This is a genomic window from Nonomuraea sp. NPDC049152 (genome assembly GCF_040648355.1).
Taxonomy (GTDB): domain Bacteria; phylum Actinomycetota; class Actinomycetes; order Streptosporangiales; family Streptosporangiaceae; genus Nonomuraea.
Window position 1 is genome coordinate 121,618 of record NZ_JBEZDO010000025.1, and the last position, 13,552, is coordinate 135,169.

Annotated in this window: 13 protein-coding genes; 7 read left to right on the forward strand and 6 right to left on the reverse strand. The window is 69.5% G+C overall.

Going from position 1 to position 13,552, the window contains the following annotated elements:
- Positions 1–3: 3 nt before the first annotated feature.
- The 3 genes from AB0B45_RS36175 to AB0B45_RS36185 all read right to left on the reverse strand — a co-directional run bounded on the left by AB0B45_RS36175 (position 4) and on the right by AB0B45_RS36185 (position 3,758).
- Positions 4–915 carry an ABC transporter permease gene (locus AB0B45_RS36175; RefSeq protein WP_358140082.1) on the reverse strand — a complete coding sequence of 304 codons (912 nt, stop codon included), beginning with the start codon at positions 913–915 and terminating at the stop codon, positions 4–6.
- On the reverse strand, positions 912–1,871 hold the full coding sequence (locus AB0B45_RS36180; protein ID WP_358140085.1) for an ABC transporter permease: 960 nt from the start codon (positions 1,869–1,871) through the stop codon (positions 912–914). Before AB0B45_RS36180 ends, AB0B45_RS36175 begins: the two co-directional genes overlap by 4 nt.
- Positions 1,872–1,943: 72 nt before the next feature.
- A complete protein-coding gene (locus AB0B45_RS36185) occupies positions 1,944–3,758 on the reverse strand; it encodes a peptide ABC transporter substrate-binding protein (RefSeq protein WP_358140088.1) in 1,815 nt (604 codons plus the stop codon).
- Between the two features lie 214 nt (positions 3,759–3,972).
- Here AB0B45_RS36185 and AB0B45_RS36190 point away from each other — a divergent pair, with 214 nt between their 5' ends.
- On the forward strand, positions 3,973–5,121 hold the full coding sequence (locus AB0B45_RS36190; protein WP_358140090.1) for an ROK family transcriptional regulator: 1,149 nt from the start codon (positions 3,973–3,975) through the stop codon (positions 5,119–5,121).
- A 12-nt stretch (positions 5,122–5,133) separates the two neighbouring features.
- Entirely contained in the window at positions 5,134–6,603 is a 1,470-nt protein-coding gene (locus tag AB0B45_RS36195; RefSeq protein ID WP_358140093.1) for a M81 family metallopeptidase, read from the forward strand.
- A 6-nt stretch (positions 6,604–6,609) separates the two neighbouring features.
- Here AB0B45_RS36195 and AB0B45_RS36200 read toward each other — a convergent pair whose 3' ends face one another.
- Positions 6,610–6,822, reverse strand: a complete 213-nt coding sequence (locus AB0B45_RS36200) for an AraC family transcriptional regulator (RefSeq protein WP_358140197.1) — start codon at positions 6,820–6,822, stop codon at positions 6,610–6,612.
- Between the two features lie 167 nt (positions 6,823–6,989).
- On the opposite strand from AB0B45_RS36200, the gene AB0B45_RS36205 reads away from it, so the two are divergent.
- On the forward strand, positions 6,990–7,232 hold the full coding sequence (locus AB0B45_RS36205; protein WP_358140096.1) for a hypothetical protein: 243 nt from the start codon (positions 6,990–6,992) through the stop codon (positions 7,230–7,232).
- Positions 7,233–7,244: 12 nt separating this feature from the next.
- Here the strand turns inward: AB0B45_RS36205 and AB0B45_RS36210 are convergent, their stop codons facing one another.
- Positions 7,245–7,925 (reverse strand): GntR family transcriptional regulator, encoded by a 681-nt coding sequence (locus AB0B45_RS36210; protein WP_358140098.1) that lies wholly within the window; start codon positions 7,923–7,925, stop codon positions 7,245–7,247.
- A gap of 357 nt (positions 7,926–8,282) precedes the next feature.
- Positions 8,283–9,176 (reverse strand): endonuclease/exonuclease/phosphatase family protein, encoded by an 894-nt coding sequence (locus AB0B45_RS36215; RefSeq protein ID WP_358140101.1) that lies wholly within the window; start codon positions 9,174–9,176, stop codon positions 8,283–8,285.
- Between the two features lie 352 nt (positions 9,177–9,528).
- On the opposite strand from AB0B45_RS36215, the gene AB0B45_RS36220 reads away from it, so the two are divergent.
- Genes AB0B45_RS36220 through AB0B45_RS36235 form a run of 4 tightly spaced genes read left to right on the forward strand, consistent with a single transcriptional unit; the run spans position 9,529 to position 13,543 of the window.
- A complete protein-coding gene (locus AB0B45_RS36220; protein ID WP_358140104.1) occupies positions 9,529–10,527 on the forward strand; it encodes a LacI family DNA-binding transcriptional regulator in 999 nt (332 codons plus the stop codon).
- On the forward strand, positions 10,524–11,786 hold the full coding sequence (locus tag AB0B45_RS36225) for an extracellular solute-binding protein (RefSeq protein WP_358140107.1): 1,263 nt from the start codon (positions 10,524–10,526) through the stop codon (positions 11,784–11,786). The genes AB0B45_RS36220 and AB0B45_RS36225 overlap by 4 nt, the downstream gene beginning before the upstream one ends.
- A 3-nt stretch (positions 11,787–11,789) precedes the next feature.
- Positions 11,790–12,725: a sugar ABC transporter permease gene (locus AB0B45_RS36230; protein WP_358140108.1), complete on the forward strand. Its 936-nt coding sequence runs from the start codon at positions 11,790–11,792 to the stop codon at positions 12,723–12,725.
- The gene (locus AB0B45_RS36235) at positions 12,722–13,543 is read left to right on the forward strand and encodes a carbohydrate ABC transporter permease (RefSeq protein ID WP_358140111.1); all 822 of its coding nucleotides are present in this window, start codon (positions 12,722–12,724) and stop codon (positions 13,541–13,543) included. Before AB0B45_RS36230 ends, AB0B45_RS36235 begins: the two co-directional genes overlap by 4 nt.
- The last annotated feature ends 9 nt before the right edge of the window (positions 13,544–13,552 follow it).

Sequence of the window (13,552 nt, forward strand, 5' to 3'; positions counted from 1 at the left end):
CTGCTAGCGCCGCCGGAGGCGGACCTCGAAGACGTCCCTCAGCCCGTCGCCCATGAAGTTGAAGGCGAGGACGATGAGGATGATGGCGAATCCCGGCGGGTACAGCAGCCACCAGTGGCCGCTGTAGGTGTCGGCGAGACCGTCGGAGAGCATCCCGCCCCAGTTCGCGGCGGGAGGCGGGACGCCGAGGCCGAGGAATGACAGATAGGCGACGTAGAGGATGGCGTCGGCGACCTGGAAGGTCGCGTTGACGATCACGGTCCCGATGGCGTTCGGGATGATGTGCCGGCGTACGGCGCGGCCGCCGGTGCCGCCCATGGACCGCATCGCCTGGACGTACTCGCGCGAGCGCAGGCTCAGGGCCTCGCCGCGCACGAGCCTGGCGGGACCCAGCCACGCGAAGGCCCCGATGATGAGGATGAGCATCGGCACGCTCGGCGTGACGATGGTCGCCATGAGCATGAAGAGGAACAGCGACGGGATCGACATCATCGCGTCGACGACGCGCATCATGGCCGCGTCCACCCATCCGCCGGCGAATCCGGCGATGGCCCCCCACACGGTGCCCATGAAGGTCGCGAGGATGCCCGCCGCCAGGCCGACGACGATGGACGTCTGACCGCCGAGCATGAGGCGTCCCAGCTGGTCGTAGCCGACGCCGTCGGTCCCCAGCGGGTGGCCGGCCGTACCGGGAGGCAGATGGACCGCGGCGAGATCGGTGTGCACCTGGTCGGTGTGGTAGAAGAGCGGCCCGAGGAAGCAGACCGCGCCCAGCAACACGAACAGGGCCAGCCCCACCAGGGCCAGGCGGTTCTCGCCGAACACCTCCACCCCTTGGCGCCACAGGCCGCGGACCGGGGCCTCGTCGTCGAGGGGGGCGCCCTGCGCGCCGGTCGTCTGCGTCGAGGTGGTCATGCTCGGCCCGCCCTGAGCCGTACCCTGGGGTCGACGGCGGCGTAGAGCAGATCGGCGAGCAGCGCGCCGAGCACGGTCGCGACCGCGACGATCAGGGTGACGCCGAACAGGATCGGGAAGTCGCGCTTCAGCGCCGCCTGCCAGAACAGCTGGCCCATGCCGGGGAAGTTGAACAGCGACTCCACGACCAGGGCGCCGCTGAACAGCGCGGGCAGATACATCCCGAGCAGCGTGATGACGGGGAACAGCCCGTTGCGCAGGGTGTGCAGGCCGACCACCCGTCCCTCCGACAGCCCCTTGCTTCGGGCGGTGCGCACGTAGTTCTCGTTGAGGTTGTCGACCATCGAGGATCGGACGTAGCGCGAGTACACCGCGATGGTCACGATGGCGAGCGTGACGGTGGGCAGGACGAGCCCCGCGGGGTCGGCGAGCACCTCGCCGAGAGTGAATCCCTGGGGAGCCTCCGGCGGCAGCACCGGCCAGACCTGCGAGAAAAGAATGATCATCATGAGGCCCATGAAGAAGATCGGGGTGGCGTAGGCCAGCAGCGACAGCGCGGTGATGGCGTAGTCGGGCCATCGGTTGCGGCGCACCGCCTGGACGACGCCGAGCGGGATGGCCACGACGACGGCGAGCAGGGTCGACAGCAGCGACAGCACCATGGTCTTGGGCAGCCGCTGGCCGATGGCCTCGGTGACCGACTGGTTGAGCTGGAAGGAGTAGCCGAGGTCACCGCGAAGCAGGCGCTCGACGTACATGACGTACTGCTGTGCCCAGGGCCGGTCATAGCCCATGTCGCGGTTGAACGCCGCCAGTTGCTCCAGCGTCGCCTCCTTGCCCAGGGTGGCCCGCGCCACGCCTCCCGGCAGGAGGTGCAGGATGACAAACGTGATCATCGTGACGAGCACGACGATGACCAGGGCCTGGCCCAGGCGCGTGATCAGATACCGGGCCACGGAGGCCCCTCCTTGTTCCGGGGACTCCGATGGCCCGCTCAGGCGCCACCGGAGTCAGGGACGGTCCGTGTCTCAGCTCTTCCAGGACCAGTCCTGGAAGAACATGCCGTTCATCGGGTCCTGCGGGTCGACGCCCTGCAGATCCGACCTGAACGCCGAGATCTGGTACACGGGATTCGGCATCCACAGCACCGGCAGGTCCTTGGCCAGGTGGTCGTTGTAGGCCTTGAGCGTGGCCTCGTCGGCGGAGAACTGCGTCGCCTCGATGAGCTTGTCGGCCTCAGGGTCGCTGTAGCTGCCCAGGTTGACCGGCGCGTCGGTGGCGAAGAGCCGCTCGCCGCTGGCGAAGGCCGGGTAGTACCAGCTGCCCTGCGAGCCGAAGAAGGACATGTCCCACGAGCAGCTCGCCTCCGACGGCTTGCAGACCGGGGTGACCGCGACCGAGTCGGGCACCTCCTTGATGGTCAGCTCGACACCGACCTTGGCCATCTGCGACTTGATCTCGGCGAACATCTTCGTCGTCGCGGCGAAGCCGGTCTGGCTGGTGACGGTGAAGGCCAGCGGCGTGCCCGAGGCGATGCCGTCGCCGCACTGGTCAGGCCCGGCGCCGGGCTTCTGGCAGGTCGTCTGCCCGTCAGGGGTCACCTTCCAGCCGTGGCTCTCCAGCAACTGCTTGGCCTTGGCGGGGTCGAAGGAGTAGACGCAGCCTTCGCTCGACCCGTTGGTGCCCGGCTTGAGGGGGACGGGACCGCACGTCGGCGAGGCCATGCCGGACCAGATGACCTTGCTGATCGTCGGCTGGTCGATGAGCATCTGCATCGCCTGACGCAGGTACAGCTGCTTGAACAGGGGCCCCGACTTGGGGTTGTTGTAGTTCAGCTGCAGGTAGGTGATGGACCAGCCGTACCAGGGCGAGACCTTGTAGCCCTTGGACTCGAGGTACTTCTGCTGGGACAGGTTGGCGGGCGGCAGGTAGCCGTAGTCGATGTCGCCGGCGCGCAGCACGTTGAACTCCGCGTCGTCGCCGGTGAACGGCCTCAGCACCACCTTGGCCAGCTTCGGCTTGTCGGCGCCGGAGTAGTTCTCGCGCGCGGCGAGGACGACCTCGCCGTTCGGCACGTACTTCTCCAGCTTCCACGGGCCGCTGTTGACCTGCCACAGCTCGTTGGTCGCGTAGGTCTTGGGATCCTTCGACGCGGCGGTGAGGAAGTCGAAGACCTTCTTGGCGCCGTCGGCGGTGGTGTCGAGGTCGCCTGCCTTCGCCGTGGCCGAGTCCTTGTCCCAGACGTGCTGGGGGAGGGGCACGATGCGGTTGAGCTGGTTCCCGACGAACCACGCGGTGTTGTACACCTTCTTCGTCGTGAGCGAGAAGGTCTTCTCGTCCTTGACGGCGAAGTCGGCGATGTTGTCCGGGAAGCCCCCGGCCCGGTAGGACGCCCACTTGTCCTTGTTCGCGGTGACGAGGTTGTACCAGAACTGCACGTCGCGGGTGGTCACGGGCTTGCCGTCCGACCACGTGTTGTCCTTCAGCGTGATCGTCAGGGTCTTGCCGCCGTCGCTCACCTCGGGCGGCTCGGCCATCGAGCGCTCGGGGTCGATGTTGTACTTCGCCGAGCCGTCCAGCCGGTACTCGTACAGGTGGCGGTACTGCGCGGCGCCGAAGATGGCGTTCTCGCCCTGGGTGAAGCCGGGCGCCGAGATGGGCAGGATCCAGTTCGGGGTCCTGAGGGCGACGGTCACGCTGTCCTTGCCCTGGCCCCCGCTCTGGGCGCCTTTCGGCGAACTGCCGCCGGAGCCGCTGCACGCGGCCAGGCCCAGCCCGATGGCCATCACGCCCACTAAGGCGGCGGCGCCGCGGAGTCCGCGCCTGTGGAATCTGCTCCCCATGGGATCTCCTCGATTGACGTGCACGTGCCCTGCGCTTTCGGGGGCCTAGGTGCGCTCAATGCGGAGAATGTATAGACGGCTATGTACGAAGTCAACGGAAATAATGCACTTTGTTTCGCTGACTTCTTTCGGGTTAGAGTCTAAGTGGCGCGTGGTCCATGATGGGGCTCTGTGCGACGGCTGGGCCGGGAGACCGGCCGTAGGGAGGAGCTGCATGTCGGACCCCTCGAGTCCCGCCAACCTGCGTGAGCAGGCACTGAGCCTGCTGGCGAGTGGCGAGGCCACGTCCCGCGCCGACCTCGTCGAGACCCTGCAGGTCGCGCCCTCGACCGTCTCCAGCGTGGTGCGACGCCTGTTGGAGGAGGGCGCCATCCTGGAGGAGGGCGTGGGCAGGTCCACCGGAGGGCGACGGCCGCGCATCCTGCGCCTGCGCGACGTGGGGGGCGTCTTGGCCGTCTCCGAGCTGGGCGCCCAGCACGCCCGCATCGGCCTGTGCTCACCCGACGGTCGGCTGCTCGGGACCGAGGAAGTGGCCATCGACATCGCCGCGGGTCCCGCGGAGGTCTTCGACGTGGTCGAGCGGGCGTTCGGGCGGGCCAGGGCGGCGACCGCGCCAGGGCAGGCGATGCTCGGGATCGGCATGGCGCTGCCCGGCCCCGTCGAGTTCCCGCACGGACGGCTGATCGGCCCGGCCCGGATGCCCGGCTGGAGCGGCTTCGACGCCCAGTCCGACCTCAGGGAACGCTTCGACGTGCCCGTGGTCGTCGACAACGACGCCAAGGCCGCCGCGGTCGGCGAGCACGTCACCCGCGGCAGGGACACCGGAGACATGATCTACGTCAAGGCCGGCACCGGCATCGGCGGCTGCCTGGTCAGCGGTGGCCAGATCTACCGCGGGGGCCGCGGGCTCAGCGGCGACGTCACCCACGTCCGCGTGGCCGACAGCGGCGAGCGCGAGTGCTCCTGTGGCAGCCGCGGCTGCCTGGAGACCGTCGCCAGCGGCGCCGCCCTGGCCCATCAGCTGGAGGAGCGGGGCCTGCCGGTGAAGACGACCCGTGACGTCATCGCCGCGACCGTCAACGCGGAGCCGTCCGTCGTGACGACCGTGCGCCACGCCGGCGGACTGCTCGGGGTCGCCCTGTCCGGCCTGGTCAACTTCCTCAACCCCGACGCCGTCGTCATCGGCGGGGCGCTGTCCAGCCTCGACGTCTACGTCGCCGCGGCCAGGAGCATGCTCTACGAGCGCTGCCTGCCGTCCATGACCCAGTCCCTGTCCATCGAGGCCAGCATCGCGGGCCCGGATGCGGCCCTGGTCGGCCTCGGGCATCTGGTGCGCGCGTCGGCCGACGTCCGACCCTCCTGAGGAGCCCCGCCCGTGTCCCGTCCCCTCCGCGTCGCCATCGGCGGCGTGCACATCGAGTCCAGCACGTTCTCCCCGCACCTCAGCACCGCCGACGACTTCGAGGTCACCCGCGGCGACGGTCTTCTGGCCCGGTACGGCTGGCTCTCGCCCGCCGAGCCGTGGGCCGCCGACATCGAGTGGGTGCCTCTCGTGCACGCACGAGCCCTTCCAGGCGGCGCGGTCACCCAGGCCACCTACGACGCGTGGCACGCCGAGATCCTCGAAGGGCTGGCCGCGGCGGGCCCCCTCGACGGGATCCTGCTCGACATCCACGGCGCGATGAGCGTCGTCGGGCGCGACGACGCCGAGGGCGAACTCGTCACCGCCATCAGGTCGGTCGTCGGTCCCGAACCGTTCATCTCCGCGGCCATGGACCTGCACGGCAACGTCTCGCACGCCCTGTTCGACGGATGCGACCTGCTCACCTGCTATCGCACCGCGCCCCACGTCGATGTCTGGGAGACCCGCGAGCGCGCGGCGCGCAACCTCGTCGACGCGCTCCGCCGCGGGCGGCGCCCGCACAAGGCCCTCGTCCACGTGCCGATCCTCCTGCCCGGCGAGATGACCAGCACCCGGCTCGACCCGGCCAAGGGGCTGTACGCCCGCATCCCCGAGATCGAGGCCAGGCAGGGAGTCATCGACGCCGCCGTCTGGATCGGTTTCGCCTGGGCCGACGAGCCCCGCTGCCGCGGCGCCGTCGTCGCCACGGGCACCGACGCGGCCGTCACGGCCGAGGCGGCGCGCGAGCTCGGCGAGCACTTCTGGGCCGCGCGCGACGACTTCTCCTTCGTCGCGCCGACCGGCTCCATGGACGAATGCCTCGACGAGGCCCTGGTGGCGATCAAGGACCCCGCCCGGCGCCCGTTCTTCGTCAGCGACTCCGGCGACAACCCGGGCGCGGGCGGCGCCGACGACGTCACCTTCGCGCTCGAGCGGATGCTGGCTCGCCCGGAGATCGCCGACGGCTCGGTCCGGGCGGTGTACGCCTCGCTGGTCGACCCCGAGGCCGTCGCGCGGGTCGCGGGCCAGCCGCTCGGCTCACCGGTCAGCGTGCGGGTCGGGGGCCGCATCGACTCACGCGAGCCGGGTCCGCTCCCGCTCGAAGGCGTCCTGGAGGCCGTCGCCGACGACCCCGACGGCGGGCGGTGCGTGAGCGTGCGAGTGGGCGGGCTCAGCGTGTTCGTCACCTCACGGCGGATGCAGTACCGCGAACTGGCCTCCTACACCCGCCTGGGGGTCGAGGTGGGCACGGTGGACCTCGTGGCCGTCAAGATCGGCTATCTCGAACCCGAGCTGTTCGACGCGGCGGGCGACTGGTTGCTGGCGCTGACGCCGGGCGGCGTCGACCAGGACCTGCGGCGGCTGCCGTACGAGCGGCTGCTGCGGCCGGTGTTCCCCCTGGACCGCGACTTCGCCGCGGACCTCACCGTGGTGGCGCGGTGATCGTGATCACGCGGCAGGACCGCGGCGCAGGGTGCTGGGGGCGGTGCCGCGGACGCGCTTGAAGGCGGCGCTGAAGGTGAACGGGTCCCGGTATCCGACCCGGCGGGCCACGGAGGCGATCGTGGTGGCCGGCACGTCGACCCGGCCGTGTTCGCCGCGTCTCTGACGGTGCGCGGCGTCCCCGCCTATCTGGCGGACATCCTGGGGCAGCTGCTGCAGGCGATCGGTCGTGGTTCCTTCCGACTACGTCAGCGACGGTGTCCAGCGGGTGCTCGGCAGTGAGCCGCGCGCCTTCGGCGACTACGTGAAAGCGGCCGCGGCCGACGGCGCCTGGGCGTGACCGTCGAGGGCTTGGCGGCGGTACCTGCCCGGCGCGATGCCGTGCCGTGCGCGACGCCGTACGCCTGATCGTCTCCAACGACGGCGCGACCGCTTCTCCCCTGCGGGAGGGCACCGGCCTCGCCAACCTCACCCGGCGCCTGGAGGAGGCGGGCGGGCGCCTCGCCGTGGAGCGGGACGAAGACCGGTTCACCCTGACCGCCGAGATCCCGTGCTCAGAGCCGGCCGGCCTCCGTGGCGATGCGGATGGCGTCCACCCGGTTACGCACGTCGAGCTTGGTCACCACTGACGCGAGGCACCCTCAGGTGCGCGGACCGTAGCGGCCGCCATCGCGCAGGGTCACGTACGGAAGGCGTTCGAGGACACGCTCCGCCCCGCTGTCCCAGTTGGCGCACAGCGATGCGACCGCCCCCGCCACGTCGCCGCGCAGAAGGTGCTCGGCGATCCGCTCGTGCTCCTCCGCCATGCGCTCGAGCACGTCGACGTCGCTCACGACGAGCCGCGCGTACCTGCGCATGCCCAGCTTCAGACTGGCGATCAGCTCGATCAGCCGCTCATTGGGGCAGCAGCCGAGCAACAGATCATGCCATTCGTCGTCATACCGCTCGGTGACGCCGTCCTCGGCGCCAAGCGTGGGGAAGTCACGCGCCTTCTCCAGCAGCGCGGGCGCGATCCTGCCCAGGTCTGCGGGGTCGGACAGCCGCAGCGCCAGCGCCTCCAGCCCCGACAACACCTGCGCGAGCTCGCTGAACTCCTTCGGGCTCAACGGCGCGAACCTGAACCCCCTGCCCTGCTCGCTGCGGATCACCCCCTCGATCTCCAGCGCGATGAGGGCCTCGCGCAGCGGTGTGCGGCTGACGCCCATCGAGGCCGCGATCTGCCCCTCGTTCAGCGACTCCTCGGGATCGAACTCGCCCCGCTCCAGCCGCCTCAGTAACTCGCCCTTGATCTGCTCACGCAGCGGTCGGCGCTCGATCCGCATGGCCTCTTCTCTCTCTCCCCGTGATGATCAATTAGTACCAGGGCGCGCCCGCGCCCTCGACCAGATCGCTGCCACAGGCGATCGTCCACGCGCCGTCAATTCGCCTGTCGGCCCCACTCGCTTCGTGCGGGATCAGCCGTGGCCTGCGGCACGAGTGCTCGTTGATCTACGTGTGGCGAGGACGGCCAGGCGTTCGATCGTGGTGAACAACAGGCGGGTCACCGGATTGCCAGTGGACGTGCCGGCGGAGTCGGTGGCCAGGATCGGGCTGATCCGGGACGCCCAGCGGCGGGCCGAGTCACCGGCCGGAACCGGCCCAATCCGGCAGGAGAAAGCCGGCGGCAGGCGGAACGAGCTCTACAGGGTCACCCGGACGAGCAGCGGCTTGTGATCGGAGGAGGCGGCCTGCTGCTCGACGATGCACTGCGTCACGCTCCCCTTCGGCGCGAAGAGGTAGTCGAGCTTCACCTCGGTGACGCCTCCGTCATCACGCACATGCGTCTCGGTCCACCTGCCGGTGCGGCCGGCGCCCTGGTCGCACTCGCTGTAGGCCGCGTAGGCGGGCAGCAGGACCTTTCGCTCGGCGGGCTTGCCCTGGCCGCTGTCCGGCGGCACGGCGTTGAGGTCGCCGCCGAAGATCGCGCGATAGCCCGGCTTGGCCGCAGCCGCCATCAGCTCCTTGACCTGCTTGGTCCGGAAGGGCGCGCCCGGCTGCCGGTCGTCGAACGGCAGGCCGGCGCTGAGGTGGGTGCCGCAGACATTGACCTTGCTGGCCGGGATGGCCGCACAGAGCGCGGTGCGCTTCTGGTACCACGACGGTGAGGTCAGCGGGTGGGCCTGGAAGGTGGCCGCGTTGTCGGCGACCGCGACGGCGACGCTGAGGTAACCTCGCGCGCGGCCCTTCTGATCGGCCACGCACGACTTCGGCGTGCCGTCTGCCGACATGACGATCGACGAGCGCGCGGTCCAGCTCCGCCCGGTCTTCTTCTCCAGCCACTGCTCCAGCGTCGCCGTGCCGCCGGAACAGAACTCCTGCAGCAGGATCACGTCGGGCTTGATCGGCAGGTTGACCGCGTACCAGCCGACCTTCCAGGCCACTTCCTCGGTGCTCTTGCCGTAGAAGAAGCACTCGGGGTTGTGACTGGCGCAGACGTTCCAGGTCATCACCGAGACGGCGGAGGCTTCAGCTTTGGCAGGGAGGGCCGTCGCCGCCACCACAGCCATCGCGGCACTCATCACTCGTGCGATCATGATCGGATATAACCATATGTCTGGCCCAAGCCAGGCCGGGTGAACGCCCCACGGGCTGCCTACGCTGCCACTTGAGAGATGTTCGCCAGTGGCCCTGCCCTGAGGGATCGAGGGACAGTTGATCGGTTCCCGTGATCGTCTCCCAGGTGGGATGAATCGTGCCCGCGGACCGACGGCCGATCCCCATCGCGTAGTAGCTCAACCAGGTGAAACGGTGCGGTGGCAGATCACTTGCCGCTGCTCCTGAAAGTGCCCGGCTCTTTACGTGCGGCCATCCGTCTGTAACACTGCGAATTCTGTAAGCGCTTACACCCATGGGAGTGTAAGCGCTTACAGAAGGAGGAGTCAGTCGATGGAAGTGACCATCTACGAGGTCGCCCAGCGGGCGGGCGTCTCGATCGCCACCGTGTCGCGCACGCTGCGCGGGACCGGCCCGGTGGCCGACAAGACCCGGCAGAAGGTCCTGAAGGCGGTCGAGGAGCTGAGCTTCACCCCCAGCAGGCTGGGCGTCAGCCTGGCCGAGGGCAGGCACGCCGCCAACGGCATCGTCTTCCCCAACCTCGCGGGTCCGTACTACACCGAGGTGCTGCTGGGCTACGAGGAGGTCGCCTCCGAGCTGGGCCGCTCGGTCCTCATCCTGTCGACGAAAGGCCGAGGGCAGGTCCGCGACCTGGTCAAGGACCTGGCCGGCCGGGTGGACGGCATGGTCGTCTTCGGCCAGACCGTCCCCGAGGACCTGGTGACCGAGCTGATCGCCGCCGACCTGCCGCTCGTCTTCCTCTCCCGCGAGCCCATCCCGGGCGCGGCCACGCTGCGCAGCGAGAACTCGGCCGCCGCGAGGCAGCTGGCCGGGCACCTGCGCGGTCACGGCTACGACTCCTACGCCTTCCTCGGCGCGCCCTACGCGGTCGGCGACGACGTCTCCGAGCGCTGGGCCGGCGTCTCGGCCGTGCTGGGCTCCGCGATCGAGCCCGTGCTGACGACCGAGTACACCGTCGAGAGCGGCTACGCGGCCGCGCTGAAGCTGCTGCGATCCCGGCACAGGCCCCGGGTCCTCATCTGCTCGGACGACGAAGTGGCGCTCGGCGCGCTGCTGGCCGCCGAGGAGCTGGGCCTGGCCGTACCCGATGACCTGGCGGTGACCGGCTGGGACGACATCATGGCCGCCCGCCACGCCCGCCCCGCGCTGACCACGATCCGCCAGCCCATGCGCGAGCTGGGCGCCAGGGCCGCCAGGACGCTGGACGAGCTGATCACCGGCGGGCGGGCCGCCTCGAGCCACCACATTCTCTCCACCGAGCTGGTCGTGCGATCCAGCTGCGGCGTACACCCCCTGGAGGAATCCCCATGAACACCCACCCCCGGCGTTCCGCGGCCGGTCTGCTCGCCGTCGCGCTCGTGCTGACCGGCTGCGGCCGTGAGGCGAACAAGGCCCCGGAGCAGGCGAAGGACGTCACCACCGGCAAGATCGCCGGAGAGGTGACGGTCTGGGCGATCGGCGAGGAGGGCAAGGCGCTCGACGCCTTCGCCGACGACTTCGAGCGGGCCAACCCCGGGATGAAGGTCACCGTCACGCCCATGGGCTGGGACGTGGCGCACGACAAGATCACTTCGGCGATCGCCGGTGGCGCCACGCCGGACGTCACCATGATCGGCTCGACCTGGGCGGGGGAGCTGTCCAAGACCGGAGCCCTCGACCCGACCCCCGCCAACCTCTTCGACCAGGCGGCGTTCTTCCCCGGCGCGTGGCAGACCGTGAACGTCAACGGGACCGCGTACGGCGTGCCCTGGTACGTCGAGACCCGCGTCCTGTACTACCGCAAGGACGTGGCCGAGAAGGCGGGCGTGAAGGCGCCGGCCACCTGGGCCGAGTTCACCGCCTTCGTCAAGGCCATCAAGGACAAGGGCGGGGCGGACAAGGGCTTCAACCAGGGCTACCGCGCGGGCTCGTGGCAGGAGCTCCTGCCGCTGATCTGGCAGGCGGGCGGCGACATCGTCAAGGACGGCGCCTACACCTTCGACACCCCCGAGGCCGTCACCGCGCTCAAGCACTACGCCTCGCTGTTCGAGCAGAAACTCGCCCCCAACGACCTGCCCGTCGGCGCCTTCCCGCAGACCTTCATCAAGGGCGAGGTCGGCGCCTTCTACTCGGGGCCGTGGATGGCGGGCGTGCTCGGCACCGACGGCGGCGAGGGATTCAAGGACAAGTTCGACGTGGCGGTCTACCCCAAGGGCCCGGTCACGGGCACCAGCTTCGTCGGCGGCGCCGACATGGTGGTGTTCAAGAAGGCCGAGAACCGCGACGCGGCGTGGAAGTTCCTGCAGTGGCTGACCGACCCCAAGGTGCAGGCCACCTGGTACACCCAGGTCAAGGCGCTGCCCAGCGTGCGGTCGGCCTGGCAGGAGGAGGCGCTGACCGCCGACCCGCAGCTCACGGTCTTCGGCGAGCAGCTCAAGGACGCCAAGACCCCGCCGCCGTTCCCGACGTGGGAGCAGGTCGCCAGGGTGATGGAGACCGAGCTGGAGAAGCTGGCCCTCGGCAGGTCCACCGCTGAGAAGACGGCCAAGGCCATCCAGGCGCAGGCCGACACCATCGGCACCGGCCTGTAAGCGATGGCCGTCCTCAGCGGGAACCGGGAGGCGGCCGGGGCGCCCGCCCGCGTCAGGATCAGGAGCCCCCTCCGCCAGGCAGGCGTCGGCTGGATCTTCGCGCTGCCGTTCGTCGTGCTGTTCGCCGTCTTCTACCTCGGGCCGCTCCTGGTCGGCGTGGGCATGAGCTTCACCGACATGCGCAGCACGGACGTGACCGACCCTCTCGGCGTCGACCTCGTCGGCGTGGACAACTACCTGCGGCTGGCCGGCGACGAGGCGATGCGCAAGGCCGCGGTCAACACGGTGGTCTTCGTGGTCACCGCGCTGCCACTGACCATCGGACTGGGCCTGGCCGCGGCGGTGGCGCTCAACTCCGGCATCGGACGGCTGCCCGCCGTGTTCTTCAGGCTCGGCTACTACCTGCCCAACATCACCAGCATCATCGGGGTGGCCGTCGCGTGGAAGTTCCTCCTCGAACCGGAGGCGGGGCTGGTCAACCGGCTGCTGGAGCTGGTCGGTGTGCACGGCCCCGCATGGCTGGAGAACGAGTCCACGGCGCTTCCGTCGATCATCGTGATGACGGCATGGCGCAGCTTCGGCTTCAACATGGTCGTTCTGCTGGCCGCGCTGCAGGCCATCCCCAAGGAGCTGTACGAGGCGGCGGAGACGGACGGCGCCGGCCGGTGGGAGAAGTTCCGGTCGGTGACGGTGCCCGCGCTGCGGCCCGTGCTGCTCTTCTGCACGGTCTACAGCTCGGTCGGCTTCATGCAGTTCATGGAGGAGCCGCTGATCATGACGCAGGGCGGGCCTCTCGACTCGACGCTGTCCGCGTCGCTCGCGATCTTCAAGCAGTTCGGCGTCGGCAACTACGGCTACGCGGGAGCGGCCTCGACGGCGCTGTTCACCGTCATCGTGGCGCTCGCCGTACTCCAGCTGCGGTTGGGGAGGAGACGATGAAGCGCACCGGACGCCAGCACGCGGTGATCCTGACGGGTCTGGGCGCCGGCCTGCTCCTGGTGATCGGGCCGTTCCTGTGGACCGCGCTGAGCTCGGTCAAGCCCGAGGCGGAGATCCGGCGCGACCCGCCGGCGTTCTGGCCGGAGACGTTCACGCTCGGCAACTACGCCGAGCTGTTCGACAGGGTGGACATGGGCCGGGCCTTCTTCAACAGCATGCTGGTCGCGCTCGTGCTGGTCGCGACCAACCTGCTGTTCTGCTCGATGCTCGGCTACGCGCTGGCCAAGCTCCGCTTCCCCGGCAAGAACGTGGTGTTCGCCCTGGTGCTGGTGCAGCTCGCCATCCCCGGGATCGTGCTGATGATCCCGCAGTTCGTGCTGATCGCGAAGCTGGGCATGGTCAACACCTTCGTCGGCATCATCCTGCCCACGATGGTCACCCCGCTGGGCGTGTTCATGATGCGGCAGTTCATCGCCGACCTGCCCGACGAGCTGATCGACGCGGCCAGGGTGGACGGCGCGAAGGAGATCCGCATCTTCCTCAGGATGATCCTGCCGCTGTGCGGGCCGCCGCTGGCCACACTCGGGCTCATCACCTTCCTCGGCGCCTGGAACAACTTCCTGTGGCCCGCGGTGGTGGCCCAGTCGCAGGAGATGTACACCCTGCCCGTGGCGCTGAACATCCTCAACGGCCACGAGGGAACCCACTACAACCTGCTGGTCGCCGGCTCGGTCGTCGTCATCGCGCCGATCCTGCTCCTGTTCGTCTTCCTGCAGCGCTTCTTCGTCCAAGGCATCGCCACCACCGGCATCAAGTAGCTACCAAGG

What these genes read in the sequence shown, in the direction of transcription:
- AB0B45_RS36190 (WP_358140090.1), top strand. Translation starts at nt 3,973, where the DNA reads ATGTCGGACCCCTCGAGTCCCGCCAACCTGCGTGAGCAGGCACTGAGC.
- AB0B45_RS36235 (WP_358140111.1), top strand. Translation starts at nt 12,722, where the DNA reads ATGAAGCGCACCGGACGCCAGCACGCGGTGATCCTGACGGGTCTGGGC.
- AB0B45_RS36220 (WP_358140104.1), top strand. Translation starts at nt 9,529, where the DNA reads ATGGAAGTGACCATCTACGAGGTCGCCCAGCGGGCGGGCGTCTCGATC.
- AB0B45_RS36175 (WP_358140082.1), bottom strand. Translation starts at nt 915, where the DNA reads ATGACCACCTCGACGCAGACGACCGGCGCGCAGGGCGCCCCCCTCGAC.
- AB0B45_RS36215 (WP_358140101.1), bottom strand. Translation starts at nt 9,176, where the DNA reads ATGATCGCACGAGTGATGAGTGCCGCGATGGCTGTGGTGGCGGCGACG.
- AB0B45_RS36185 (WP_358140088.1), bottom strand. Translation starts at nt 3,758, where the DNA reads ATGGGGAGCAGATTCCACAGGCGCGGACTCCGCGGCGCCGCCGCCTTA.
- AB0B45_RS36225 (WP_358140107.1), top strand. Translation starts at nt 10,524, where the DNA reads ATGAACACCCACCCCCGGCGTTCCGCGGCCGGTCTGCTCGCCGTCGCG.
- AB0B45_RS36210 (WP_358140098.1), bottom strand. Translation starts at nt 7,925, where the DNA reads ATGCGGATCGAGCGCCGACCGCTGCGTGAGCAGATCAAGGGCGAGTTA.
- AB0B45_RS36230 (WP_358140108.1), top strand. Translation starts at nt 11,790, where the DNA reads ATGGCCGTCCTCAGCGGGAACCGGGAGGCGGCCGGGGCGCCCGCCCGC.